27 protein-coding genes are annotated in these 24,477 nt (G+C 45.2%); 11 read left to right on the top strand and 16 right to left on the bottom strand.

All coding sequences use genetic code 11. From position 1 onward, the window contains the following. The first annotated feature begins 40 nt into the window (after nt 1–40). The 3 genes from yacG (at nt 41) to L5L91_RS14780 (ending at nt 1,489) form a co-directional block, all read left to right on the top strand. Complete coding sequence (gene yacG, locus L5L91_RS14790) at nt 41–250, top strand: DNA gyrase inhibitor YacG (protein ID WP_006083355.1); 210 nt, start codon at nt 41–43, stop codon at nt 248–250. Nucleotides 251–329: 79 nt separating this feature from the next. Next, nucleotides 330–722, top strand: coding sequence for an 8-oxo-dGTP diphosphatase MutT (gene mutT, locus L5L91_RS14785; RefSeq protein WP_131523409.1), 393 nt, complete (start codon nt 330–332; stop codon nt 720–722). Nucleotides 723–952: 230 nt separating this feature from the next. Further along, complete coding sequence (locus L5L91_RS14780) at nt 953–1,489, top strand: thioredoxin family protein (RefSeq protein WP_263186435.1); 537 nt, start codon at nt 953–955, stop codon at nt 1,487–1,489. Between the two features lie 77 nt (nt 1,490–1,566). On the opposite strand, the gene L5L91_RS14775 is transcribed toward L5L91_RS14780, so the two are convergent. Both L5L91_RS14775 and rhlB read right to left on the bottom strand, forming a co-directional pair. Continuing rightward, nucleotides 1,567–2,493 (bottom strand): exopolyphosphatase, encoded by a 927-nt coding sequence (locus L5L91_RS14775; RefSeq protein WP_263236990.1) that lies wholly within the window; start codon nt 2,491–2,493, stop codon nt 1,567–1,569. Further along, nucleotides 2,494–3,810: an ATP-dependent RNA helicase RhlB gene (gene rhlB / locus L5L91_RS14770; RefSeq protein WP_063884693.1), complete on the bottom strand. Its 1,317-nt coding sequence runs from the start codon at nt 3,808–3,810 to the stop codon at nt 2,494–2,496. A gap of 152 nt (nt 3,811–3,962) precedes the next feature. Between rhlB and trxA the strand changes: the two genes are divergently transcribed. Next, entirely contained in the window at nt 3,963–4,289 is a 327-nt protein-coding gene (trxA, locus tag L5L91_RS14765; RefSeq protein WP_105250415.1) for a thioredoxin TrxA, read from the top strand. A gap of 209 nt (nt 4,290–4,498) precedes the next feature. After that, nucleotides 4,499–5,764 carry a transcription termination factor Rho gene (gene rho / locus L5L91_RS14760; protein ID WP_011787892.1) on the top strand — a complete coding sequence of 422 codons (1,266 nt, stop codon included), beginning with the start codon at nt 4,499–4,501 and terminating at the stop codon, nt 5,762–5,764. Nucleotides 5,765–5,819: 55 nt separating this feature from the next. Here rho and L5L91_RS14755 read toward each other — a convergent pair whose 3' ends face one another. Further along, nucleotides 5,820–6,746, bottom strand: a complete 927-nt coding sequence (locus L5L91_RS14755) for a LysR family transcriptional regulator (protein ID WP_263186437.1) — start codon at nt 6,744–6,746, stop codon at nt 5,820–5,822. Nucleotides 6,747–6,880: 134 nt separating this feature from the next. Here L5L91_RS14755 and L5L91_RS14750 point away from each other — a divergent pair, with 134 nt between their 5' ends. Further along, nucleotides 6,881–7,903, top strand: a complete 1,023-nt coding sequence (locus L5L91_RS14750; protein ID WP_198573104.1) for a zinc-binding alcohol dehydrogenase family protein — start codon at nt 6,881–6,883, stop codon at nt 7,901–7,903. Then, complete coding sequence (locus L5L91_RS14745) at nt 7,900–8,184, top strand: putative quinol monooxygenase (RefSeq protein WP_263186438.1); 285 nt, start codon at nt 7,900–7,902, stop codon at nt 8,182–8,184. Before L5L91_RS14750 ends, L5L91_RS14745 begins: the two co-directional genes overlap by 4 nt. A 50-nt stretch (nt 8,185–8,234) precedes the next feature. Here L5L91_RS14745 and L5L91_RS14740 read toward each other — a convergent pair whose 3' ends face one another. The 4 genes from L5L91_RS14740 to L5L91_RS14725 all read right to left on the bottom strand — a co-directional run bounded on the left by L5L91_RS14740 (nt 8,235) and on the right by L5L91_RS14725 (nt 12,631). Further along, nucleotides 8,235–8,966, bottom strand: a complete 732-nt coding sequence (locus L5L91_RS14740; protein ID WP_113940800.1) for a fumarate reductase iron-sulfur subunit — start codon at nt 8,964–8,966, stop codon at nt 8,235–8,237. Continuing rightward, complete coding sequence (locus L5L91_RS14735; protein ID WP_263236989.1) at nt 8,966–10,972, bottom strand: fumarate reductase flavoprotein subunit; 2,007 nt, start codon at nt 10,970–10,972, stop codon at nt 8,966–8,968. Before L5L91_RS14735 ends, L5L91_RS14740 begins: the two co-directional genes overlap by 1 nt. Before the next feature lie 93 nt (nt 10,973–11,065). Further along, nucleotides 11,066–11,737 carry a fumarate reductase cytochrome b subunit gene (locus tag L5L91_RS14730; RefSeq protein ID WP_263198005.1) on the bottom strand — a complete coding sequence of 224 codons (672 nt, stop codon included), beginning with the start codon at nt 11,735–11,737 and terminating at the stop codon, nt 11,066–11,068. A 171-nt stretch (nt 11,738–11,908) separates the two neighbouring features. Further along, nucleotides 11,909–12,631, bottom strand: coding sequence for a fumarate reductase cytochrome b subunit (locus tag L5L91_RS14725; protein ID WP_263236988.1), 723 nt, complete (start codon nt 12,629–12,631; stop codon nt 11,909–11,911). 454 nt (nt 12,632–13,085) lie between these two features. On the opposite strand from L5L91_RS14725, the gene prmA reads away from it, so the two are divergent. The 4 genes from prmA (at nt 13,086) to L5L91_RS14705 (ending at nt 18,789) form a co-directional block, all read left to right on the top strand. Next, on the top strand, nt 13,086–13,967 hold the full coding sequence (prmA, locus tag L5L91_RS14720; RefSeq protein ID WP_105250427.1) for a 50S ribosomal protein L11 methyltransferase: 882 nt from the start codon (nt 13,086–13,088) through the stop codon (nt 13,965–13,967). A gap of 174 nt (nt 13,968–14,141) precedes the next feature. Next, nucleotides 14,142–15,110, top strand: coding sequence for a tRNA dihydrouridine synthase DusB (gene dusB / locus L5L91_RS14715; RefSeq protein ID WP_105250428.1), 969 nt, complete (start codon nt 14,142–14,144; stop codon nt 15,108–15,110). 16 nt (nt 15,111–15,126) lie between these two features. Continuing rightward, nucleotides 15,127–15,432 carry a DNA-binding transcriptional regulator Fis gene (fis, locus tag L5L91_RS14710; RefSeq protein ID WP_006083371.1) on the top strand — a complete coding sequence of 102 codons (306 nt, stop codon included), beginning with the start codon at nt 15,127–15,129 and terminating at the stop codon, nt 15,430–15,432. Nucleotides 15,433–15,774: 342 nt separating this feature from the next. Beyond that, nucleotides 15,775–18,789, top strand: coding sequence for a UvrD-helicase domain-containing protein (locus L5L91_RS14705; protein WP_263236987.1), 3,015 nt, complete (start codon nt 15,775–15,777; stop codon nt 18,787–18,789). Between the two features lie 64 nt (nt 18,790–18,853). On the opposite strand, the gene L5L91_RS14700 is transcribed toward L5L91_RS14705, so the two are convergent. From L5L91_RS14700 to fliS, 9 genes are read right to left on the bottom strand one after another with little or no spacing between them, the layout of a single operon-like run. Beyond that, the gene (locus tag L5L91_RS14700; RefSeq protein WP_113940804.1) at nt 18,854–19,141 is read right to left on the bottom strand and encodes a hypothetical protein; all 288 of its coding nucleotides are present in this window, start codon (nt 19,139–19,141) and stop codon (nt 18,854–18,856) included. A gap of 8 nt (nt 19,142–19,149) precedes the next feature. Then, nucleotides 19,150–19,584, bottom strand: coding sequence for a pilus assembly protein PilZ (locus L5L91_RS14695; protein ID WP_219251928.1), 435 nt, complete (start codon nt 19,582–19,584; stop codon nt 19,150–19,152). 34 nt (nt 19,585–19,618) lie between these two features. Then, a complete protein-coding gene (locus L5L91_RS14690; RefSeq protein WP_113940806.1) occupies nt 19,619–20,539 on the bottom strand; it encodes a flagellar motor protein MotB in 921 nt (306 codons plus the stop codon). Then, the gene (gene motA, locus L5L91_RS14685) at nt 20,539–21,396 is read right to left on the bottom strand and encodes a flagellar motor stator protein MotA (protein ID WP_113940807.1); all 858 of its coding nucleotides are present in this window, start codon (nt 21,394–21,396) and stop codon (nt 20,539–20,541) included. Before motA ends, L5L91_RS14690 begins: the two co-directional genes overlap by 1 nt. 23 nt (nt 21,397–21,419) lie before the next feature. Continuing rightward, complete coding sequence (locus L5L91_RS14680; protein ID WP_173496201.1) at nt 21,420–22,136, bottom strand: RNA polymerase sigma factor FliA; 717 nt, start codon at nt 22,134–22,136, stop codon at nt 21,420–21,422. Between the two features lie 11 nt (nt 22,137–22,147). Continuing rightward, complete coding sequence (fliL, locus tag L5L91_RS14675) at nt 22,148–22,615, bottom strand: flagellar basal body-associated protein FliL (protein ID WP_168825867.1); 468 nt, start codon at nt 22,613–22,615, stop codon at nt 22,148–22,150. A gap of 16 nt (nt 22,616–22,631) precedes the next feature. Further along, nucleotides 22,632–23,807 carry a flagellar hook-length control protein FliK gene (locus L5L91_RS14670; protein ID WP_173496200.1) on the bottom strand — a complete coding sequence of 392 codons (1,176 nt, stop codon included), beginning with the start codon at nt 23,805–23,807 and terminating at the stop codon, nt 22,632–22,634. Continuing rightward, nucleotides 23,797–24,123: a hypothetical protein gene (locus tag L5L91_RS14665; RefSeq protein ID WP_113940811.1), complete on the bottom strand. Its 327-nt coding sequence runs from the start codon at nt 24,121–24,123 to the stop codon at nt 23,797–23,799. Before L5L91_RS14665 ends, L5L91_RS14670 begins: the two co-directional genes overlap by 11 nt. Beyond that, nucleotides 24,092–24,472, bottom strand: a complete 381-nt coding sequence (gene fliS / locus L5L91_RS14660; RefSeq protein ID WP_113940812.1) for a flagellar export chaperone FliS — start codon at nt 24,470–24,472, stop codon at nt 24,092–24,094. Before fliS ends, L5L91_RS14665 begins: the two co-directional genes overlap by 32 nt. Nucleotides 24,473–24,477: the final 5 nt, after the last annotated feature.

Below are 24,477 nucleotides of genomic sequence, written 5' to 3'. Positions count from 1 at the left end.
ATTGGCGGCCGCTTTATCGCCGTTAACCAAGAGAACAATTATGCCATTGACCGTTAACTGCCCTATTTGTAAAGCCCCTGTCGAGTGGGTGCCACAATCTGCATTTAAACCTTTTTGCAGCGAACGCTGTAAGTTGATCGACCTCGGCGATTGGGCGTCAGAAAAACACGTCATCCCAGTCAAAGCCGAATTTGATCCAGAAGCATTTGATGAATTTGATCTCGATGAAGGCGATTTTTTTAAAGAGTAATTTGTGGGTTTACACACGAATAACTCAGCTCAAGCCTTTAATGCACTTACTTTTACCCACTCATTAATCGATAAATATTATGACTAAACGCATCCATGTTGCCGTCGGCATTATTACTAACTCGGCCGGTGAAATTCTGTTGGCAAAACGCCCAGATCATTTACATCAAGGTGGAAAATGGGAATTTCCTGGTGGTAAAGTTGAGACTGGCGAAACTGTCACTCAGGCATTGATCCGTGAACTCAAAGAGGAAGTCGCGCTCAATGTCACTGATAGTCAGCCATTTATGGCGTTGAGTTTCGATTATCCCGATAAACAAGTGCTACTCGATATCCATTCAGTCACAGAATTTAACGGCACAGCTCAAGGCCTTGAAGGTCAGCTTATCGCTTGGGTCACTAAAACCGACTTAACCAATTACGACTTCCCCGAGGCTAATAAGCCTATTTTAGAAAAAATTCTCGCTCAGTAATCGAGCCATTTAGCTTATTATTTCAATACACTCTATCCCCGAATCGCGGTTCGGGGATGTGCTGTTTCAATGCCTTAACTCCAGAAACTATGCAATTATGTGATCGTTAAGCTGATAGATATTAGCAATGCGTGATCTTGCTTGCAGCAAATCAATTAATCGCTTTAATCGCATCCAGAATAATGTTTGAATCGAATTTCATTCTTTCTCTTCGATTTCGAGGTCGCATCATGCACAATAACGTTAAGGCATTCCTAGCCACTACCGCCTTATTTTTTAGTTGTCAGGTACTGGCCAATGGTGGCTGTGGATTTGAAGAACAACAACAGGGTTTAATTGCGACCTGCAGTGAGGAGAAACAAGAAGTGATTTTAACTGGCATAGTAGAAGCACAAAATTTAGTCACAGATCTCAATGAGTTTGCTGAAGGGTATAAAACCTATCAAGTCGATACCACAGCAATCACCCCGCTTAAAAGCATCACTGAACCTACAGAAATTGTAGTGATCATTGGTACTTGGTGCCCAGATTGTCACCGGGAAACGCCGCGCTTTATCCGTATTATGGAAGAAGTCGCTAATCCCAATATTAAAGTGACCTATATTGGTGTCGACCGAACGAAAAAAGATCCCGAAGGCTTAGCCGCAAAATACGACTTTACCCGCATTCCAACCTTTATTGTACTGCAGCAAGGTAAAGAAGTTGGCCGCATCGTAGAGCGCCCAACAGTTTCCTTAGAAAAAGATCTCGCCGATTTATTGAAATAATCGACACAGTACAAAGAATATACAAACAATAAAGGCCGCATCGCGGCCTTTAGTTTTTATCATGTTTTAATAAAATATTAGCCGACTTCGTCAATAATCCGCTGAGCTAACATCACTAAAACACCTTCACGTAATGCGCCGCCAGATAAGGCTAAATGCTCGATCCCCAGCAACTCAAACAAAGCCAATAGAATAGCGACACCCGCAGCAAAAGTCGGTGCTCGCTCACTGCAAAGCCCAACAATCCCCATTAAGCTAATATCTTCTTGAGCGAGGATCTCAGCTTTCAACTGAGTAAGCACATCGAGTGTGATAGTTTCAGATAACCCTCGGTATAGTAACACTTCTACCACGGACTGTACAGCCCCGGAGGCACCAACGACACAATGCCAACCAAGATCACGTAGGGTTTGTCTATGCTCTGCTAATGCGATTAGTACTTGCTGCTTAGCATCATCGAAATCTAACTGCTGCAGCGGCAAACTGCTGAAAAATTGGCGATTATAAGTCACGCTACCAAAGGGTAAACTGGTTTTGAACAGCACTTGATGCCCATCGCCAATGATGAACTCTGTACTCGCCCCACCGATATCAATAACCAAGCGACGGCCTTGACCACAAGTGGTCGCCACCATACCTTGATAGATAAGCTCTGCTTCACGCATTCCAGAGATAATTTCGATCGGATGACCTAAGAGTGGCAATGCACGCTGATTAAACTCATCAGCATTGCTAATACTGCGAAGAGTTGCAGTTGCAATCACAGCAACATGGTTTGCTTCAATCTTATGTTGCACCAACATCTGGGCAAACATACTCAAACAGTCGAGGCCGCGCTGCATGACATCGGGGCTTAATTTGCCATCGTTGCCTATGCCTTCGGCGAGCCTCACCTTGCGTTTATATTTCGCAATAATATGCGGCTGACCACCACGCGTTTTGGCGATCAGCATATTAAAACTATTTGAGCCTAATGTTATAGCGGCATAAGCGGGTGTTGGCATTTACGAATGTCTACGTGTCCTATCATGACGAGGAGGGCGAGCACCACTGCGTTGAGCACCTGGACGGCTTGCCCCTGAACGATCACGCAAGTTTCGAGTGCCGCTAGGGTGTTTACGGTGGATCTTCGCTGGCGTAGGAATATCGGCCAGTAAAGCTTCACTGTCGTAGTTACTTACTGGAATCGAATGATTGATGTAGCTTTCGATTGCAGGCAAGTTCAATGCGTACTCTTCACAGGCAAAGCTTATCGACATGCCTTTGTTACCCGCACGACCCGTACGACCGATTCGGTGAACATAGTCTTCGCAATCATCAGGTAAATCATAGTTATACACGTGTGAAACGTCAGAAATATGTAAACCACGAGCCGCTACATCGGTAGCAACCAATATATCTAATTGACCACTGGTAAATTGCTCAAGGATACGAATACGCTTTTTCTGTGGCACATCACCCGTTAATAAACCCACACGATGTCCGTCACCTTCAAGCCAAGACCAAAGCGTTTCACAACTGTGCTTAGTGTTGGAGAAAACGATGGCTTTTTCTGGCCAATCTTCTTCAATCAAGGTCAACAGCAAACGCATCTTCTCTTCTTGGGAAGGATAGAAGATTTCTTCTTTGATGTTTTTGGAGGTTTTTTCTTCGGGGGCGATTTCAACTTTAACGGGCTCATTCATATGATCATAAGCCAGCTCTTGTACTTTCATGGACAAGGTTGCCGAAAATAACATATTAAGACGTTGATTTGCCTCAGGCATACGTCTAAATAAGAAGCGGATATCTTTAATAAAACCAAGATCAAACATACGATCGGCTTCATCAAGTACCACAGCCTGAATTGAATTCAAGCCAATAATACCTTGGCGAACGTAGTCGATAATTCGACCCGTTGTACCAATCAAGATATCAACACCTTGATCTAATACTTTACGCTGCACATCGTAACTTTCACCGCCATAAACAATACCCACTTTTAAGTGTGTGTGCTTAGCGAGTAAAATCGCATCTTTGGCAATCTGAATCGCCAGTTCGCGAGTCGGGGCCATAATGATGGCGCGGGGCTGATTAATCAGTCGACCTTCAGGTATGGGAGTCGATAATAAATGATTAAACGTGGCGACCAAAAAGGCCATTGTCTTACCAGTGCCCGTTTGTGCTTGGCCTGCGATATCTTTTGATTGGAGTAATACAGGCAGTGATAACGCCTGGATCGGCGTACAAAATTCGAAGCCGTTCTCGGCAAGGGCCTGTTTAACCTCAGGATGTAGAGGTAGGTCGGCAAACCTTTGGGTAGATAGATGTGTTTCGCTCATAGCGCAAGCTTACCTGTTGAGGTTGCAATAAGATACTCGATCGTTTGAAATAGCCACATTGTAAAAAGGTAACTTGAAAAGCTATTTTTCAGCCCCAATATACATGGTAAGCCATTAACAAACCAGCAATGGCACCCAAACTGGAGAACATCATGAGCGATAAAATTATATACCTGAGTGACGACAGCTTCGAAAACGACGTATTAAAGTCTGATTTGCCAGTATTGGTAGACTTCTGGGCCGAGTGGTGTGGTCCTTGTAAAATGATCGCTCCAATTTTAGACGATGTGTCTGAAGAATATGCAGGTCGCTTGACTATCGCTAAATTAAACGTTGACCAAAACAATGTTTCTCCAGCGAAATATGGCGTTCGTGGCATCCCAACTTTACTGCTATTCAAGAACGGCGAATTAGCCGCGACTAAAGTTGGCGCACTCTCAAAAACGCAATTGAAAGAGTTTATTGACGCTCAAATCTAATTTGACGTCGTAATGAGTGACCTCCGGCACAAGCTATAAATTAATTGTGCCGGAATTGCCCTAAATTTCTGGACGCCCCGCTTTGTTAGTGCTACTTTAATAACCAGATTCTTTCTAATAACCTCTTCTCGCTCGTCAATCACTATCCTGAATTACATCCTTACTGATTGATCGCGGTAAGCTTTGTCGCGTAACACAAGACCCCCAAAATGAACTTAACTGAATTAAAAGACACGCCGATTTCTGACCTAGTCTCGCTAGCTGAAAATATGAAGCTCGAAAATATGGCCCGCGCTCGCAAGCAGGACATTATTTTCTCAATCCTTAAAGCCCACGCAAAAAGTGGAGAAGACATTTTCGGTGGTGGGGTATTAGAAATACTCCAAGACGGTTTCGGCTTCTTACGCAGCTCAGACGGTTCTTATTTAGCTGGTCCAGATGACATCTATGTCTCACCAAGCCAAATTCGCCGCTTCAACATGCGAACGGGTGATACCATTTTTGGTAAAATTCGCCCACCAAAAGAAGGCGAGCGTTATTTTGCTCTATTGAAAGTCAACGAAGTTAACTTCGATAAACCAGAAAACTCCCGTAATAAAATCCTCTTTGAAAACTTAACCCCACTCCACGCAGAAGAACGTATGCGTATGGAGCGCGGCAACGGCTCAACTGAAGATATTACCGCACGTATTCTGGATTTATGCTCACCGATTGGTAAAGGTCAACGTGGTTTGATCGTTGCACCACCAAAGGCCGGTAAAACGCTATTACTCCAAGGTATTGCTCAAAGCATCAGCTACAACAACCCAGAAGTGGTGTTGATGGTTCTGCTGATCGACGAACGCCCAGAAGAAGTAACAGAGATGCAGCGCCTCGTTAAAGGCGAAGTTATCGCATCAACCTTCGATGAGCCAGCCAGCCGCCACGTTCAAGTTGCCGAAATGGTGATTGAAAAAGCAAAACGTTTGGTTGAGCACAAGAAAGACGTCGTTATCTTACTCGATTCGATTACTCGTTTAGCCCGTGCTTATAACACTGTTATCCCGTCATCGGGCAAAGTGTTAACGGGTGGTGTAGATGCCAACGCCCTGCACCGTCCAAAACGCTTCTTCGGTGCGGCACGTAACATCGAACACGGCGGCAGCTTGACCATTATCGCCACAGCCTTAGTTGATACGGGTTCTAAGATGGACGAAGTGATCTACGAAGAATTTAAAGGTACAGGTAACCAAGAGCTACATTTGTCACGTAAAGCGGCAGAAAAGCGTGTGTTCCCAGCCATTGACTTCAACCGCAGCGGTACCCGTCGTGAAGAAAAACTCACGACTCAAGAAGAACTGCAAAAAATGTGGATCCTGCGTAAGATCCTCAATCCTATGGATGAAGTCAGCGCAATGGAATTCTTAATCGATAAATTGGCGATGACCAAGACTAACGAAGAGTTCTTTACCGCCATGAAACGCACTAAGTCTTAAATCTCACTCAGTGAGTCTCTAAACTAAAAGCCGCATTATGCGGCTTTTTTGTTATCTAAGATTTTTTCACTGCTAATATTTTACTCAAGTTTTTACTCAAAGCCTGTGTTCGCTGCCGGAGCATTTCCCGCAGTAAGAGCACGACAGGCGTGACATGTTCACGTCCTGGGCACACTAAATACAAATCGACGGGCTCCCCCTGATACTCAGGCAACAAACGTACTAATCGCCCTGAGATTAAGTCATCGGCCAGATCTAGACTCGACTTAAAGACCAACCCTTTGCCAGCCACAGCCCAACGGCGGGCAATCTCGGCATCATTAGCACTACGATTGCCCGTGACACGCACTTTGAATTCTTGACCATCACGCCTAAATAGCCATTGATCGTGGGTGCGATCATCTAACTTATAAAACAAGCAATTATGCTCAACTAATTGTTCTAATGAATCAAGCGCACCAAACTTGGCGAGATATTCAGGTGAGGCGCACAAGACACGATCAACACTGCAGATAGGAAAAGCCACTTGGTTAGAATCCTGCGGTTTTCCATAGCGCACGGCGACATCAATTTTATCGTGGTAAAAACTGCTGATATTGTCACCAAGGTGCAAGCGCACTTGCAGTTGAGGAAAATCGAGCAAAAAATCGTCGAGCCAAGGCACAAACAAATTACGACCAAAGTCTGAAGAAACCGACAGGCTTAAAGTGCCAGATATTTTACCTTTATCACTGGCGATAGCCTGTTCGCCAAGCGCTAAATCGCTTAGTGCACGTCGGCAATGAATAAGATAACGTTCACCTTGCACAGTCAAACGTAAGCTGCGTGTCGTGCGGATAAATAAACTAGTATCAAGCTGTTTCTCAAGCCGTTTTATTGCAGCGCTGGCAGAAGCAGCCGAGATATCCATCTCGGCTGCTGCGGCAGATATATTGCCGCAATCAGCGACTCGCACGAACAAAGCTAAATCATTAATTAGCATGATTATCAAAAATCCTTTGAAAAAATTACAAACTTTATCCTGTTTATCTCTTAGCTAATATTCCACACAATGGCTACACGATACAAGTACACTCAAACAAGTAAACTCCAGCAAGTACACCCAGAGGAATAAACATGAAAGCCATTGGTTACCAGACAGCAGGTGCAATCACAGCGCCCAATGCATTAGAAAACATCACGCTAGCCGAGCCAACTGCGACAGGTTTTGACCTTTTAGTGGAAATCAAAGCCATTTCTGTCAATCCGGTTGATACAAAAATCCGTGCATCTAGCTCTGCACCTGCAGGCGAATACAAAATTATCGGCTGGGATGCGGTCGGTGTCGTCAAAGCCGTTGGTGAGAAAGTCAGTCTTTTCAACGTTGGCGATGAAGTGTGGTATGCGGGCGATATCAGTCGCAGCGGAAGTTATGCAGAATATCAATTGGTTGATGAGCGAATTGTCGGCCATAAACCTAAAAGTTTAACCTATACCCAAGCCGCGGCATTACCTTTAACGGGGATTACGGCATGGGAGATTTTATTCGACCGTTTAGCTTTACCCCAAGATGGTTCGGCAACTGACGCCCGTATTTTAATTATCGGTGCGGCCGGCGGTGTGGGTTCAATCATCACTCAACTTGCAGTAAAACTCACAGGTGCAGAAGTGATAGGCACTGCATCTCGTCCAGAATCCGCCGCTTGGGTGCATAAGCTTGGTGCCGATGCTGTTATCGACCACACCAAGCCACTTTCACAGGAACTTGCCAATATTGGCATTACTAATGTGACCCATGTGATTAGCTTAACCCAAACCGATCAGCATTTTGATGAAATAGTACAAGTGCTTAAGCCACAAGGAAAACTAGCATTAATCGATGATCCTAAGGGGCCATTAGATGTGATGAAACTTAAGCGTAAAAGCTTATCCTTACACTGGGAACTGATGTTTACCCGCAGCCTATATCAGACCGAGGATATGATTGCGCAACATCACTTACTCAACCGCTTAAGCGCCCTTATCGATACAGGCGAGTTACAGAGTACGTTCGGTGAGCACTACGGCACCATTAATGCCCAAAACTTAATCAAAGCTCACGCTCAGATAGAGTCTGGCAAAGCGATCGGTAAAATTGTTTTAGAAGGTTTTAACCAATGAAAATAACAGTATTTGCTCAAATCATAGCGAATCAAGGCCAAAGCGATACGCTATTTAAGATACTCAAGCAACTCGTGACAGACACTCATACCGAGGCTGGCTGTATCGAATACAAACTGCATCACTCATTAGATGATGAAAATATCTTCTGGATGTACGAAATTTGGCAATCCCAAGCTGCACTGGATGAACATATGGCGAGTACGCACTTTCAAGCATTCGTCGCTCAAACCGCAGACATAATCAATCGAGCTGACATTCACAAATGCTACGCCTGCTAATCAGCAAAAAAGCGCCAAACACGTTGGCGCTTTTCATCATTTATCACTCATCAAATCAAAGTCATGGCCATCTTACGGCGTAAATACGCAATTTGCTGCATGTGTGGCAAATCCTTAGGACAGTTGTCTTGGCAGCCGAGTAAAGTCATACAACCAAATACGCCATCCTGATTGCCAATCACATGGTAAAAATCCTCAGCAGTACGAGCGTCACGGCTATCCATCTCAAAACGAGCTATTTTCATCATACCCACAGCGCCGACAAAAGTTTCACGCATTTGTTTAGTCGCACAGGCGGAAACACACACGCCACATTCAACGCAGCGCTCTAGCTCATACAAACGCGCAGCTTCATCTGGATCCATAGGATCTTCAAGCCGATGCACGCTTATATCATTGGCCTTAGGGTGTAACCACAGCTTTAAGCGTTCGGCCAGTTCCCGCATAAACTTACCAGTGTTAACCGAGAGATCACCAATCAACTCAAAACCTGGCAGCGGCATTAAGGTGATTTCGCCCTTAGGATATTTGGCCGTTAAGGTGCGGCAAGCTAGCGTCGGGAAACCGTTGATCACCATAGCGCAGCTACCACAGATACCAGCACGACAGACAAAGTCGAACTGCAATGAAGTGTCTTGTTCTTCCCTGAGTTTATTAAGGGCGATAAATACCGTCATCCCCGGCGTTTCGGTGAGCTGATAACGCACCATTTTCGGCTTATCGTTTGGCTCCTGCGGATCATAACGAAAGATATTAAAGGTTAACTGACGACCTTGGCTCATTATGATTTTTCTCCTAACGCATTGGCAGATGGACTTTTTAAAGTATCACTTAAACGTTCGTTATTAGGTTGTAAGCTCTCGGGTAATTCAAAGGGCATAAGAGCCCGCTGCCTTTGATAACGGTCAGCATCATCACCTAGCTCAGCTAAAATCTCGGCAATTTGCTGTTCACGCTTTTCGGTATCGGGATGCACTATGGCGTTGTTGATGCCATAACCACGATAACCCGGCGGGAGTTCCATCTTCATCACATCGAGTGCTTCGTAGTTAAGCACAGGTTCGAGTGCCTCGGGATCAGGCCAGCTGGCCAGGGTGCGATTCAGCCAGTCTCGATCATTTCGCTGCGGATAATCCTCGCGAGCATGGGCACCACGACTCTCTGTTCGCGCTGCGGCCCCGCAGGCTACGGTTAGCGCCACTTTTAGCATACGCTTGACCCGCAGGGCTTCAACTAACTCGGGATTGGCGTGACGCTTTTTACACTTAAGTCCGAGTTTACGCGAACGCTCGAGCAACACTTTTAGCTCGGCAACCGCTTTTTCAAGCTCGGGGCCATTACGGAAAATCCCCACATAATCCATCATGATGCGCTGCATTTCGCGCTTGAGTTCAAAGGCGCTCTCGTGACCATCACCCTCGACCAGCACATCGATTTCACTCTGCACCTGCTGCATAAACCGTTCAGCAAGCTGAGTGTCGATCTCAAGGCTATTGTTCTCACAAAAATCGGCGACATATTTACCAATAATCATGCCGCCAACCACGGTTTCGGCCAACGAATTACCGCCTAAACGGTTAAAGCCGTGCATGTCCCAACAGGCCGCCTCACCTACGCTAAATAAGCCTTTAAGCTGCGGACTTTCACCTGTGGCATTAGTCCGAATACCGCCCATAGAATAATGCTGAGTTGGGCGTACAGGGATCCAATCTTTAGCGGGATCGATGCCAAGGAAATTCTCACAAATTTCCTGCACTTCCCTAAGATTCGTTTCAATATGCTTGCGACCTAAAAGGGTTATATCTAGCCACAAATGCGGGCCATAAGGGCTATCGACGCCCTTACCTTTACGTATATGTTCGGTCATGCGACGCGATACGACATCCCGCGATGCCAACTCCTTTTTATCGGGCTCATAGTCAGGCATAAAGCGATAACCGTCTTTATCGCGCAATAAGCCGCCATCACCACGGCACCCTTCCGTTGTTAAAATACCCACGGGAACAATGGCAGTGGGATGGAATTGTACCGCCTCCATATTGCCAAGCCTTGCCACGCCCGTTTCCAATGCCAACGCTTGGCCAATACCTTCGCAGATAATCGCATTGGTCGACACTTCATAAATTCGGCCATAACCGCCAGTGGCTATCGTAGTGGACTTAGCCACATAGGCTCTAAGTTCACCCGTAATCAAACAACGAGCAATTACGCCATGGCAACGCTTACCATCGTGAATAAGTGCCAAGGCTTCGATACGTTCATGGACGGGAATATCCATGGAAATCGCTTTGTTATCCATAGCGTATAACAGCGAATGCCCCGTACCATCGGCGGTATAACAAGTGCGCCATTTTTTAGTCCCGCCAAAATCACGGGCGTTGATAAGACCATGGGCTTCTTGGGCCTCATGTAGCGTGACTTTTTGCGCATTGACTATCACTTCTCTCGGGCCAGCAGTCACCCGAGACCAAGGCACGCCCCAATTGGCCAACTCACGTACTGCCTTAGGTGCACAATGGGCAAACATTCGTGCGACATCTTGATCGCAGCCCCAGTCGGAACCTTTTACCGTATCTTGAAAATGCACATCCTCATCATCGCCCATTCCCTTAACGGCATTGCCTAAACTCGCCTGCATCCCTCCTTGAGCGGCAGCAGAGTGGGAACGTTTTGCAGGAATGAGTGACAGAACTAAAGTGTCAAGCCCACGCTCTTTCGAAGCGATAGCGACCCTTAAGCCCGCGAGCCCAGCTCCTACCACCAATGAATCGGTATAAATCAGTTTCACGCCTGCTCCTTAATGGGGTCTATTGTTTTGTGCTGTTTTTTTATGTTCGACATTCTATTCACTGATTAACTTAATCATTGATTAAAAGCGGAATTAACTCGCGTAGGGTAAAAATGCCAGAAGTGAGGCGACGCCAACAGTGACAAATAGCACACTCACTATGGTCTTGATCTTACGTAATCGACTGCGGTTGTTGAGATCCCGCGCCGCGCCCCATTTCAAAGCCACACGGTAAATACCAATTGCTGCATGTAACTCCACAGTGAGCAGTAAAGGCAGATAAACCATCCAGACACCTTGATTCCAAATACGATCGGCGCTTCCCTGAGGGCCAATGGTTTCGGGAGCCGAGCCAATAAGCCACAAATGCACAGGCAACAGCAGTAAAATCACTACACCAGTAATGGCTTGCCAGCGCCACAAGCGAGTATCGCTGTGGTTGATCACTTGCATTTGTTGGCGTAGCGCCCTTTGCTGACGCAGACTCATGGGTAATTTTTGCAATGCCACTAACACGTGCACTAACGTCAAAATGGCAATACCAATGGCAATACAAGTCACTACCCAAGGATAACCGTGTCCATCAGCGGACAGAAAACTCAGCTCCATGGTGCGTGCCACCCAACTCATGGCATCCGCACCCAATAAAATCGATGACACTAACACTAAGTGGGTCCACAAAAAGACTGCGAGTATTACCCCTGACAAACTCTGGCTTAAATCCAGCCAAGCACTCCATTTTTTAATATTTAATTTGATCGCCATCCTATCGCCTCACGCCGTTGACCTTATCGAGCCAATCTCATTAAGTCTTATCGCAAACTAATATCGCTCACACATCCACACGAAAACGTGAGCCAGATCAATTGAGTGCTGAATAATTAACCAAATGCTTAATAATAGCAGTGAAACAAAATCCTGCTGCTGGCTTAAAGCCTACTCAGGTACGAAGGGCTGCACAGGAATACCGAGCTCGCTACCGATAAATAGATATGAAACAAGGCTCGCAGTACCAAGGCATAGCAAGTAAATAATCAGCACCTTAGCGAATTTTCGCAGACCTGAGCGCTGAGTGGTTATGCCCCACTTTACCGCCACGCGATAGAGACCAATCATGGCGTGTACCACTACAGCAGGAAGTAACAGCGCATACAGCAACCAAGCATTATCGTGATAAACCCGCTCAGCTGATAAATGCGGGCCAATTTCGGGATTCAAAATCATAGTGAAGAGGTGAACAGGAACGAGGAAAAATAAGATAAAGCCAGTGATCAGTTGCCAAAACCACGCATGGGTATCCTTATGCTTGATATTCCCCATGTGCGAACGCAGGGCTCGCCATTGCCCTAGCTGCGCCGGAAAACGCCGTAGCGCCATCGCGGCATGTACTATCACCACCAATAGCATAAACACTGAAAACACTTTAGTGACTATAGGAAAACCATGTCCTGTGCTGCTAAACATTCCACCTTCAAGCAACTGAACGACCCGATAAAAAGCCTCTTTACCCAGCAAAATACTCGATTCAAAATGCATGTGTAATAGTAAAAAGCTACCAAGCATAATCCCTGTCGCACTCTGCAGCCTATCAGCCTTAGCCGACCAAGGATGACCTAGCGGTGTACTCACCCTATTGTGAACTCGAGTTATGCTTGTCATCTTGAATTAACCTATGTCGTTTATCGTTGGCACCTCTTGGCAAACTACACCATAGCAGCAACTCAAATCAGGCTTCAGTGTCACAGATTTAAAGCGTGAGCCAACTCACCTGACGGAGTTAAACTCTTAGAAGATGATCACAAAAAACGTATCAAAACCAAACAAAGGTAAAACCAATTAACCAATATTTTTCATAGTGTTATATCAAATAATAAAACTGACAATTCGTTTTTTAACACCAATCCATACCCGCCAGCTAACGCCTTGTCTGTATAGACAAAAGCGTAATACCAGGATAGCCAGTCGTCGAACCTAAAGCCTAGTGATAACCAAACGACCTTACCTAAAGCGCTTTAAATTCCCGCTACATCCTGCATTTTGGGATAGTTTGGGTATACAATACCGCGATATTTTGAACCCTTAGTTTATGAACACTCAGTCACAGGATGCCCCCATGCCTTGGATCCAACTCCGTATAAACACCAATAGCGATGACGCTGAAACCATCAGCGACTTGCTCATGGAAGAAGGTTCAGTCTCTATCACCTTCGAAGACGGTAAAGATACCCCTATTTTTGAACCTAAATTGGGCGAAACCCCACTGTGGCGCGATACCGTGGTAGTGGCCTTATTCGATGCAGAAACCGATCTGACACCGACCATCGCCATGCTGAAAACCTTGCCTTTCCTCGGTGAGAACTTCAGCCATAAAGTCGAACAAATTGAAGATAAAGACTGGGTACGCGAATGGATGGATAACTTCCACCCAATCCAATTCGGCACACGCTTATGGATCTGCCCAAGCTGGCGCGAAATTCCTGATCCAACCGCGGTTAATGTGATCTTAGATCCGGGTCTTGCCTTCGGTACTGGCACTCATCCCACTACAGCACTGTGTTTAGAGTGGCTAGACAGCTTAGATTTAAGCGATGAAGAAGTGATCGATTTTGGCTGTGGTTCAGGCATCTTAGCCGTAGCCGCACTGAAACTGGGCGCGAAAAAAGTCACAGGTATCGATATCGACTATCAAGCCATCGACGCCTCGCGTGCCAACGCCGAGCGCAATGATGTCGCTGACAAGCTGGCGTTGTACTTACCAGAAGACCAACCCGCCGATCTCAAAGCCGACGTACTGGTCGCTAACATTCTTGCAGGCCCTCTGCGTGAATTAGCGCCTTTGATCGCAGAACGCGTAAAAACCGGTGGCAAACTTGCCCTTTCCGGCCTCCTCAAAGAACAAGCCCAAGAAATCTCTGACTTTTATAGCCAATGGTTCGATATGGACGCAGCGGCTCACAAAGAAGATTGGAGCCGCTTGACAGGTAAGCGTAAATAGCGCTAAAGGGTGGCGCAACATGCGCCACCGCTGGCTTCCAACAATTTAGCCTCTGACTTCTCGTCGATTAAAAGTCAAGAAAAAAAATTACCTCTAGGTCATTTATTGACCTTTTCACGGCCAACAAAAAGGGCTACTATAGCGCCCCTTTGAAGAGCTAAGGTGAAACATAAAATGCAGATTGGACCCTATCAACTGAACAATCAGCTGATCGTGGCACCAATGGCAGGTGTCACCGATCAAGCCTTCCGCAATCTTTGTCTTCGTTATGGCGCAGCCTTAGCGGTTTCCGAGATGCTTTCATCCAATCCCGAGGTTTGGGATACAGATAAAAGCCGCCAGCGCATGACGCATTCTGGCGAGGAAGGCATCCGCTCAGTGCAAATTGCAGGGGCTGATCCTGATTTAATGGCGCAAGCCGCCTTGTTCAATGTCGAACAAGGTGCTCACATCATTGATATCAACATGGGTTGCCCGGCGAAAAAAGTGAATAAAAAGCTGGCAGGCTCGGCGCTAATGCAAAATCCACCGCTGGTAAAAGAGATTTTACAAGCCGTGGTCGCCGCAGTGAACGTGCCTGTCACGTTAAAGATTCGCACCGGCTGGGAGCCAGAGCACAAGAATGGTGTTCAAATCGCCCAGATTGCAGAGGATTGTGGCATAGCCTCGCTCGCCGTTCACGGCCGCACGAGACAATGTATGTACAGAGGCAACGCCGAGTACGACACGATCAAAGCAATCAAACAGAATGTCTCGATTCCTGTTGTCGCCAATGGGGACATCGACAGTCCGGAGAAAGCCCGCTTTGTGCTGGAATACACCGGTGCCGATGCCTTGATGATAGGACGGGGTGCTCAAGGACGGCCTTGGATTTTCAGAGAAATCCAGCACTACTTGGAAACGGGTAATAAGCTAGCGCCCATTGAGGTTGCCGAACAGCGTCAAGTGATGCTGGAACACCTCACCAAACTGTATGACTTATATGGTGAATACAAGGGTATCCGCTTCGCCAGAAAACATATGGGATGGTACCTAGACCAAGAAGCTCAGCGCCAATTTAGGGCTGACTTTAATCGGCTGGAAACCGCTGCAGAACAGTATTCCCTCGTGGAATGTTATTTTGATGAATTAGTACAGAATTAATAAAGAGCAGAATAGAATGTTTGATCAGACAACTAACACAGAAGTTCACCAGCTTACCGTTGGCAAAATCGAAACCGCAAACGGCACTATCAAGCCCCAGTTATTACGTGACGCCGTCAAGCGTGCCGTAACTAACTTCTTCGCACAGTTGGACGGTCAGGAAGCACAAGAAGTTTATGAAATGGTGCTAAGCGAAGTTGAAGCGCCTCTGCTTGACATCATCATGCAACACACTCGTGGCAACCAAACCCGCGCAGCAAACATGCTAGGTATCAACCGTGGTACTCTGCGTAAAAAATTGAAAAAATACGGCATGAATTAATCCGCAAGGATTAAGCTGTTGTATTGAAAAAAAGAAAAGGCCTGAAGAGATTCAGGCTTTTTTGCTTTCTGATACACCATTTTCTAATGTAAACCTTTCTAATGCGCGCCCTTCTTATGCACATAGTTACACAGTTACCATCATGCTTGGTTTGCCACGCCTCTCACGCCAACTAAGACATCATTCACCAATACAATGCACTTAGCTGCTCTAGAGACCAAAATCAATAAATAATCCATACAGCCCATAGCACAACCTTAACACGAGCCATCGGGTTTTAAGTTATAATGCATTTATAAATCAGTCTGTTAATTCTAAAACTTTTTAGCCGTAGGTTTTACATTGTCATTGAATCACTCTGAACAAGATATCAAACACAGTTGGTTTGGCCGTTTCTTTATTGGCAAAGCTGATGCGGTAAAACTCACCACGAGTGGTATTAGCATTAATCGCACTAAAGGCGGCTTTTTTGCTCACTCTCGCAGCGCTAACAAAGTAGAAGCTGACGAATGTTTTACCTGGCAACAGCTCGATTCCCCACCATTTTTTACCTTAAGTCCACTAGGTTATCTACTCGGTTTCACGGTATTAGGCAAAGCCTATCAACTGCCGTTTCTCAGCTATTTTGCACAACATCAATTTAGCTATCAAATCGCACAGTATTGGGCAAATGCCAATGGGCCGCGCGTTGCTGAGTTAATGGCGAAAGTGGATAAGACACTGACACACACTTATTTACGTGAATCACGGGTGGAAATGATACAAGCCAGAGTCGCGCGCGAATATCAGCGTTGGTTCCCTTGGTGTGAAAACCTGCCATTGTCTGCACATTTACACACAGTGTTAGCGAGGCTTAAGCAAATCCACCGCTGGACTCGTGCCGATATAAAGCAACTGCGTGAAGATTATATTCAGTCGCAGCTCATTAAATTTGCTGACTATTTTGAGCATGTAGAATCTAATCCCTTAACCGAAAAACAGCGCCGAGCTTGTATTATCGATGATAACAATAACTTGTTATTAGCAGGCGCAGGCACGGGAAAGACCAGTGTGATGGTTGGTCGAGCAGGATATTTGCTTAAGAGTGGTCAAGCAAAAGCCGATGAAATATTGCTATTAGCCTATGGCCGTAAAGCGGCTGACGAGATGGATGAGCGGATTAAAAACAGGCTCGGTACGGATGATATCAAGGCGAGCACCTTCCACAGTTTAGGCTCAAAAATTATCGCCGACGTTGAGCGAGCAAAACCGAGTTTGTCCCCTTTAGCGGAGGATGACAAAACCAAAGAGCTGTGGGTGCACAATACCCTTGAGACTTTGATTGAAAATGAGGCTTACCGTAAACAGCTTTTCGAGTACTTCAGTCGTTTCTATTATGTTGAAAAAAGCCCATTCGAGTTCGATATGGAAGGCGAGTATTTTCAATACTTGAATGATAACGATATTCGCAGTCTTAAAGGTGAGCGAGTCAAAAGCTTTGGTGAGCTCTACATTGCCAACTGGCTATTTAGCAATGGCATCGAATATGTCTATGAAGCTAAGTACGAGCATGATGTGCGCAGTATTGATTTTCGTCAGTATCAACCCGATTTCTATCTACCTGAATACCAAATTTATCTTGAATACTATGGTATTGATGAACACCAGCATACCGCTCCTTATATCGATAACCAGAAATACTTGGAATCGATGGCATGGAAACGCCAGCTACATCAACAGCATGGCACTAAGTGTGTTGAGCTATTTTATTACCAACATAAAAAAGGGTTGTTAATCAGTAAGCTTGAGCAAGCTTTACAGGTCTTTAAAGTACAATATGCGCCCTTACCCGATGAAGCCATACTAGCAACCCTACATGAACTTGGCCGCGTGACCGAATTGGCAAAAATGTTTAGTCAGCTGATAGGGCTGTATAAAGCGGCTTGCCTTGATGAACATGGGCTTGAGGGTGTATTTGCTCGCGCCGCCGATGCTCAGCAGACCCGCAAGGCATTCGAACTGCTTGAGCCTATACTCATGCGCTATGAGCAGCATTTAGCAATAAATGGCGACATTGATTTTGAGGACATGATAGGTAAAGCGTTGACGTATTTACAACGCGGGCAATTTATTAGCCCGTGGCGTTTTATTATGGTGGATGAGTTCCAAGATATTTCAGAACCACGTGCCCGCTTAGTGCGTGCCTTGAGGGATTCCTGTGCGCCCCATTCTAAAGCGTTGGCGTCTTTATTTTGTGTCGGGGATGACTGGCAGGCAATTTATCGTTTTAGCGGTGCAGATGTAAGTTTAACCACGCAATTTAGCCAATATTTTGGCCCAACAGCCCAAAGCTACTTGGATCTGACTTTTAGGTTTAACAGTAGTATTGGGCAAGTCGCCACTCAGTTTGTTACCCAGAATCCCACGCAATTGAGGAAGGACATTCGCTCCCTCATGCAGGTAGCCTACCCTGCAGTCTCAATATTACGCCGCGGAGAAAACGAGCAGTCAAGCCTAAATGAACCAAGCCCAAATGCACTGGAACAAGCATTAACGGCCATTAGTGCAAGGATAAGCGCTAGAAGTGACAAACTTAACAGCGTAGCAAGCGTCTATTTACTGGCACGTTTTTGGTTTCAGTTACCCGATAACATCCAAGTTAACCAACTTAAAGCTAAATATCCCAACTTGAAGATTGAGTGCCAATCTTTTCATGCTTCGAAAGGGAAAGAAGCCGATTATGTGGTGATCATGGGGATGAAAACGGGAATGCATGGCTTCCCTTCAATGAAAATCACTCCTCCGATACTAGATGCATTTTTACCAAAAACGGAAGCGTTTGAATTTGCAGAAGAACGTCGACTGTTTTATGTCGCGTTAACGCGGGCAAAACACCGCGCCTATGTGATTGCCGATATGACAGACGTGAGCCCATTCGTCACCGAACTGCTTACAAAAGGCTACGCAATTGAACAAGATGAGTTCAGCACCTCTTTAGTACAAAGGTTATTTGAAGACATAAAATGCGTGCGTTGTAGCACGGGAACGCTTAAGCCTAGAACGGGAAAATTTAAATCGTTTTATTCCTGCTCACATTTTCCCCTTTGCGATCACAAGGAAGAAGGTTGTGAGCTCTGTGCTAGCCCAATGACCCGCACACGCTTTGCTGGCTTTAAGGTATGTTTGAATGAGAACTGTGGTCATATAGCACCACTTTGTAGCCTCTGTGGTGGCGATATGCTGTTAAAGGATGGTCGATTCGGTCCCTTTTGGGCTTGTCGCAATTACCGCGGGCAAAACCTACCCAGCTGCGTGAATATTCTAAACAAGGCCAAGTTGTCGCTCCCATGCGAGCGACCCACAAAGCATGTGAGCTAGATGCAAGAATGCTCAACAAAAGCCTATAACAATGAGTCGCAACTCATTTTTATAGGCAGGGGATTTAGAGTAAAAAGAAGAAATAAACAACGAGGAAAAAGGAGCTGAGTGCGCCAATAACCACTGGGTAAATGAGATAAGCATCTTGCGCTCTGGCAGCACGAATAAAACATAAATGAGCCAGAAAATAATTATAGATAAAAATCATAATTGAAATCATAACACCATGGCTAAAGCGTAATGTATTCATATTGAGTGCAACAATAATAAGCAATAGCCAATTCAGCAGAATAAGATACAGAAAGACCTTCTGTAATTTATCCGAGCCGTTTCGATGAAAAGATGCAGCCATTGCATATCCTATATTTTCGCCCGAAGTCTAATTGCATCAATCAAGTTCTGGACTTCAGCTTTATCACGATAAATCCAGCGAGCGCCTAAGAACTTCAATCGACCTTTAATCGTGTGTTCTCGAGTTACCTCACATAAGACTCGTGTTTGCTCAAGTTCAATATAGAATCTCCTCCCTACTGATAGTGGTTCATTGCACAAAATCCCAACACCGCCAATGCTAATATCTTTTATATTTGCAGTTCCAATCGGTGTAATAACAAACCAGCGAGTTGTTGATAAATTTACTGTCAGGCCATCGCATGCAAATGCGAGTGGCGCTCTTTTATTTCGTCTCAGGCTAAATCTTTGATGAGTTCGACGATTATCAAATTCAATAATCTGATACTCAGGGGTCGCTTCAACTTCATCCTCAGAATGTACAAACTCTTCATACAGATTCATAGTCATCCCTAACAAATGAGAGCAGGTATTAACACTAGCGAGTGTTTGCTTGGCGCTTAATTTCGTTGATTGTAACGCCACTTGGGACTGTATCGATCGGAGCGCCAATCATGCCTCTTAATAACTGTTCAGCAGAGGAGGTTAAAATAAGCGCCTCAATCCGACGATTAGCCGCCGCAGCAGTATCCGAAGTGATGTAAGGAACCTGATCAGCCATACCCGTCACCTGAATAACCTGATCGCGTTTAACACCGCCACGCTCAAGCACTCTTCGTGCTAATAGTGCTCTTTCACTCGATAATTCCCAATTAGTAAATAAACTGCCCGCATAAGGCGTTGAATCCGTATGACCAGAAATAACCATGCTATTAGTTATATTTTTTAAAATAGGCCCTAAAGATAAAAGTAATTCTTCAAAATAGGGCTGCATCTGTGCACTGCCCCGCGTGAACATAAATTGATTCACATTATCGTGAATTAAGATGCGTATGCCTTGAGGCACAATCGTCACGGCAATGTTTTCAGCCATGCTCGAGCTTTGCACGACTCGATTCAATTCTCTGGCGAGCACAGTTAATTGCGCCTGAGTATCAAATTGCCCAGGGATGAGCGCACCTTCCTCTAATCCTTCTGACTCCGAACCTCTAGGCATAGAATTGGAAGGTATGATTGGAGGAGCAATAGACATATTTCCTTCTAAATCAATAATCGAAGATGACTGACTTAGCTCAAATGGATTCATTGGACCAGTGGGATTCATATCACCACGTAAATACTGCACTATCATGGTTCGCTCTTTTTGATCAGCGATTTGCATGATCCACAGCACCATAAAGAGCGCCATCATAGCAAGCGTGAAATCGGCAAAAGCGACTTTCCACGCACCACCATGCCCATGATTACGCTTTCCTCGCTTTCGCCGCTTGATAATAATCGGCTCATTTTTATGGAGCATTAGCTTCTCTGCCCTTCCATCCAACGTTCTAACTCGATAAATGAAGGACGATTTTCACTTTGTATTTGTTTCCGTCCCGCATCAATAGCCATCATTGGTGGTTTACCTTTTGAAAAGGTCACTAAAATAGCGGCTATGCACCGAAGCTGTGCCGATTTACGATCAACTAGATGTTCTAATGCCTTTGACATTGGGTCAAAGAAACAATAACACGCGAAAATACCGATAAATGTACCGACTAATGCCGCGGCAACTTTGACACCAATCATAGTAATTGGGCCATCAATATTAGACATAGTAATGATAATACCGAGAACAGCAGCTAAAATACCAAAGCCAGGCATAGCCTCTCCCACCTTACTAAAAGCTTCCGATGGTCGTAATCTGTCCTCTTCTATTCGATGAATCTCTTCTTCTAGGATATGCTCTAAGTCATGGGGAGATATTTTCCCAATAGACTGCACTCGTAAGTTATCAATTAAAAACTGTAAAACATTTGGGTGATTAAGCACGGCTGGGTACATTAGAAAAATAGAGCTCTGATGAGGATTTTCTAAATGTTCATCGAGCACTTTTAAGCCTTGAGATTGGATCTGAGCCATTAAAGTGCCCATCAAAGGAAATAACTGAGGATATAATTCAGGATCTTCCTTGCCCTTATTAAATAATTCTTTTAACTGCTCAAGCATTTCTTTTAATACTGATTGTGGGTTAGCAATAATGAGCGCTCCAACTCCGGCCCCCATAATGATTAAAATTTCAGCAGGCTGCCACAATGCAGACAAAGCTCCACCCGCCCAAACATATCCACCAAACACAGAAGCTAAAATGATTAACAGCCCAACTAGTTTACTCATTACGATCTTCTCACTTTTAAACTTTAGCGCTGCAATATTGTTTTTAACTGTGAAATAGCTGATTTATGCAGTTGGCAAATACGCGTTTCAGTCAATCCCAATGCCATAGCTATCTCTTTTAAATTCAGCTCATGATGATAGTAAAGCGACAGAATTAGCTGTTCTCTTTCATTTAATTTTGAAATAACTTTGATCAAAGTTTGCTTCAGTATTAACCGCTCAACATCATTACTTCTGTCTACTGGATGATCACCGCCCAATAGCAACTCATCTAAGCTTTTCATCGACTCAGCTTGCGTCGAGTATAAACGTTCCCGATAATCCTCCGCGCTCAGCCCAAGCGCACTGGCCACTTCAAGATCGCTTGGTTCACGTCCCATCTCTCGACTCAAACGTCTAACAACATCATTAAGCTCATGGGCCTGCTGTCTAACAGGTCTAGGACGCCAATCCTGCCGCCTCAACTCGTCGAGTATGGCACCGCGAATCCGTTGCCCAGCGAAGGAAATAAATCCATTATCCAGCTCGCCAGGATACCGACGTGATGACTCAAGCAAGGCCATCATGCCAATTTGCTCCATATCCTCGAGTGATAACATCACGCCGCAGTGACTGCGCATCTGCGAGACTATACGTTTGATTAATGGCAAGTATTGTCGAATAATCTGTTGTTCAGATTGACGCTCTTCGACTGGATAATCACAGGTTTGTTGATATGCGAGTTGGCCCGCTGCTGTCATGATAAGGCCTCTTACTGGATCACCATGCGAGTAAAGAGTACTTCATCAATATCTGATGGTAATTGGTTATCTGACAGCACTTTAACCATCAATATCAACGCTTCTGATTGTAAACTGTCAAGCTGATCTAAGTGGTTCAACTGCTCAAATGTTTTACGTGAGAACATCTTCATCATAGCGTTTCGTATAAGTGGATCTGACTCCAGCAACACCGCTTTCATATTGGGATTACGGCTTTTTAATGACATTTCAAGCAGCATGTAATGGGGATACTTATCCCCGGGAATCGATATCACAAACTTTTCTAACGGGTAAAACTTTGCAACTGGTATAGGTTCGACTTCCGGTTCCGATGCAAAAAGCTCTGCTAGCTTCCAATCTCCACTACTTGTTCCAATCCAGAATGCACCTGCGGTCGAACTAATGAGCACAAGTAACGCTACGATAATCTTTACTAAACGAGATTTTAAAATTGCCATTAAACGACTCCGGCACTTAAGCCAATAAATCTAATTGGGATTTCTCTCTCGCCATCACATCGACTACATTATCCGTTGTAGTCTCAGCCGCTATCGAAGAGGAGAATAATGCAGTTTCCTGTTGATGCTGTTGCGATTCACCTTGACCAATATCGACATCAATTTGACCGCCATGATCCATTGCTAAATCCACTCTCAAACGATCCAAACCATTGAGTAATGCATCTCGAATTGCCGGATTTACTGCATGCATTTGCACCTGTAAACGATCGCCCTCTAAACGGATATTGAGCTCAATCTTGCCCAGCTCTGGCGGATCTAACCTTAATTCGGCTTTCTTAATATGTTGATCGACTTGGAAACGAAGATGCTCTCTTAAGGGAGTAAGGATCTCCTGAGAGTGCTGCGCTAAAGAAGCCATGGGAGTGATAGATACCGGGCCCCATTGAGTAGCACTTGCAGCCTGCGTACCCGCAACCTGCTGAGATCCTATCGCATTAATATCTTTAACTTCATGCCCCCTAAGTTCTGCCAACACACGCTGAAACACTGACGAGTCAGATTTCAAATGCTCAAAATCCCCAGAGAAAGTTGCCAGCGTTGAATCCTGCGTAAATACGCCGCTCATTTTCAAGGATTCGCCACTCATGCCCACTGGCTGAGTACTGCTTCCTGCAAGAGCCATAGATGAGGTCATACCTGAACTAAATAGCGTTCCTCTTTGATCTGTGGCTGAGAGCCCAATTAAAGACGCAGGAGTTCGACCTATCGGATCAGTTTTAATAGCTTCCGCGGGAAAAATCACAGGAACAAACGGCGCTACAGCAGTCGGTGAAACGAGACTAGCCTGAAGCGTGGCGGCTAAGCCATCTTGAATAATAGGCGCTGAGTTAATCTCAGTATTTAACAGTGGCTGAGACAATACTGGTACAACAGGAACAAAAGATACTGAGTCAGATAAATTGCTATTAACATATTGATTTAAAAAAGTATCAGCATCTCTTTCTAAAGCATGTTCGGCATTCTGAGTCCACTGAGTCCCCTCTAACGGGAGAGGCGCTGCAGACAATCCGACTGGCAACCCCAACAAGGTAAATGACTCTGATTTATCTTGATCAACTGCACTTGCCACTTTAGTCGTCAAGCTGGTATTTGTGCCAACAGGACGAGTTGAAAGAAGATCAGAGATCATCCAAAGCTCCACTTACTTGTGTTAATTGATAGGCGGCTAAACCTGGTTGTTGCGCCTTAAAGCGACCCATTTCAGCGGCTAATTCATCACGAGCCAAGATCAACTCTTGTAGCACTTGGGAATGAACCCGCTTTAATTCTGCACGTGCCAATTTCTGCTCAATATCATGAGCCTCACCAGCCTGTTGCAGTGCTTTGATCAAAGCGATGTTCACTTTTCGGACGCTTTCCCAATCCTGAGCATCTGCATATTGGCGTAAAGCATTCGCAAAACGCGCCCACTGCTTAATTGAGATTTGTCCATCCTTCTCTGACATTAGTAATCACCTGAGTCACTGGAACTAGCGCTTCAGCACTGTTTTCAACACTGGCGCTGACAAGCTGACGGCTACAAAAGTCATAGAGACGATGTAAGCTCACGGCAACCTCACCACCATTTTCAAGGTCAAGCATAGAGTCCAAGCCATGCACGATATTAAGGCACTTATGGATACTCATTCCTTTCGCCTCAAACCTTTGGTATTCCATATGGCCAGCGGTCCGCTCTAGTTCTTCCAATAAACCATCAAGTAGCATACGCACCATGTCATGGGTTGTTGCTGCCGCTACTTGTGCATCTAAAGCGGTTTGCTTGTAGGCATTAAATGGATCGTACTCATTTAACATTTTTT

Source organism: Shewanella sp. SM55, from assembly GCF_025654025.1.
GTDB lineage: Bacteria > Pseudomonadota > Gammaproteobacteria > Enterobacterales > Shewanellaceae > Shewanella > Shewanella oncorhynchi.
The sequence above is the reverse complement of the archived record's forward strand: the minus strand, read 5'-3'. Positions and strand labels throughout refer to the sequence as shown.

Coding starts and splice junctions, on each gene's coding strand:
- yacG (WP_006083355.1), top strand. CDS start 41: ATGCCATTGACCGTTAACTGCCCTATTTGTAAAGCCCCTGTCGAGTGG.
- mutT (WP_131523409.1), top strand. CDS start 330: ATGACTAAACGCATCCATGTTGCCGTCGGCATTATTACTAACTCGGCC.
- L5L91_RS14780 (WP_263186435.1), top strand. CDS start 953: ATGCACAATAACGTTAAGGCATTCCTAGCCACTACCGCCTTATTTTTT.
- L5L91_RS14775 (WP_263236990.1), bottom strand. CDS start 2,493: ATGCCAACACCCGCTTATGCCGCTATAACATTAGGCTCAAATAGTTTT.
- rhlB (WP_063884693.1), bottom strand. CDS start 3,810: ATGAGCGAAACACATCTATCTACCCAAAGGTTTGCCGACCTACCTCTA.
- trxA (WP_105250415.1), top strand. CDS start 3,963: ATGAGCGATAAAATTATATACCTGAGTGACGACAGCTTCGAAAACGAC.
- rho (WP_011787892.1), top strand. CDS start 4,499: ATGAACTTAACTGAATTAAAAGACACGCCGATTTCTGACCTAGTCTCG.
- L5L91_RS14755 (WP_263186437.1), bottom strand. CDS start 6,746: ATGCTAATTAATGATTTAGCTTTGTTCGTGCGAGTCGCTGATTGCGGC.
- L5L91_RS14750 (WP_198573104.1), top strand. CDS start 6,881: ATGAAAGCCATTGGTTACCAGACAGCAGGTGCAATCACAGCGCCCAAT.
- L5L91_RS14745 (WP_263186438.1), top strand. CDS start 7,900: ATGAAAATAACAGTATTTGCTCAAATCATAGCGAATCAAGGCCAAAGC.
- L5L91_RS14740 (WP_113940800.1), bottom strand. CDS start 8,966: ATGAGCCAAGGTCGTCAGTTAACCTTTAATATCTTTCGTTATGATCCG.
- L5L91_RS14730 (WP_263198005.1), bottom strand. CDS start 11,737: ATGGCGATCAAATTAAATATTAAAAAATGGAGTGCTTGGCTGGATTTA.
- L5L91_RS14725 (WP_263236988.1), bottom strand. CDS start 12,631: ATGACAAGCATAACTCGAGTTCACAATAGGGTGAGTACACCGCTAGGT.
- prmA (WP_105250427.1), top strand. CDS start 13,086: ATGCCTTGGATCCAACTCCGTATAAACACCAATAGCGATGACGCTGAA.
- dusB (WP_105250428.1), top strand. CDS start 14,142: ATGCAGATTGGACCCTATCAACTGAACAATCAGCTGATCGTGGCACCA.
- fis (WP_006083371.1), top strand. CDS start 15,127: ATGTTTGATCAGACAACTAACACAGAAGTTCACCAGCTTACCGTTGGC.
- L5L91_RS14700 (WP_113940804.1), bottom strand. CDS start 19,141: ATGGCTGCATCTTTTCATCGAAACGGCTCGGATAAATTACAGAAGGTC.
- L5L91_RS14695 (WP_219251928.1), bottom strand. CDS start 19,584: ATGAATCTGTATGAAGAGTTTGTACATTCTGAGGATGAAGTTGAAGCG.
- L5L91_RS14690 (WP_113940806.1), bottom strand. CDS start 20,539: ATGCTCCATAAAAATGAGCCGATTATTATCAAGCGGCGAAAGCGAGGA.
- motA (WP_113940807.1), bottom strand. CDS start 21,396: ATGAGTAAACTAGTTGGGCTGTTAATCATTTTAGCTTCTGTGTTTGGT.
- L5L91_RS14680 (WP_173496201.1), bottom strand. CDS start 22,136: ATGACAGCAGCGGGCCAACTCGCATATCAACAAACCTGTGATTATCCA.
- fliL (WP_168825867.1), bottom strand. CDS start 22,615: ATGGCAATTTTAAAATCTCGTTTAGTAAAGATTATCGTAGCGTTACTT.
- L5L91_RS14670 (WP_173496200.1), bottom strand. CDS start 23,807: ATGATCTCTGATCTTCTTTCAACTCGTCCTGTTGGCACAAATACCAGC.
- L5L91_RS14665 (WP_113940811.1), bottom strand. CDS start 24,123: ATGTCAGAGAAGGATGGACAAATCTCAATTAAGCAGTGGGCGCGTTTT.
- fliS (WP_113940812.1), bottom strand. CDS start 24,472: ATGTTAAATGAGTACGATCCATTTAATGCCTACAAGCAAACCGCTTTA.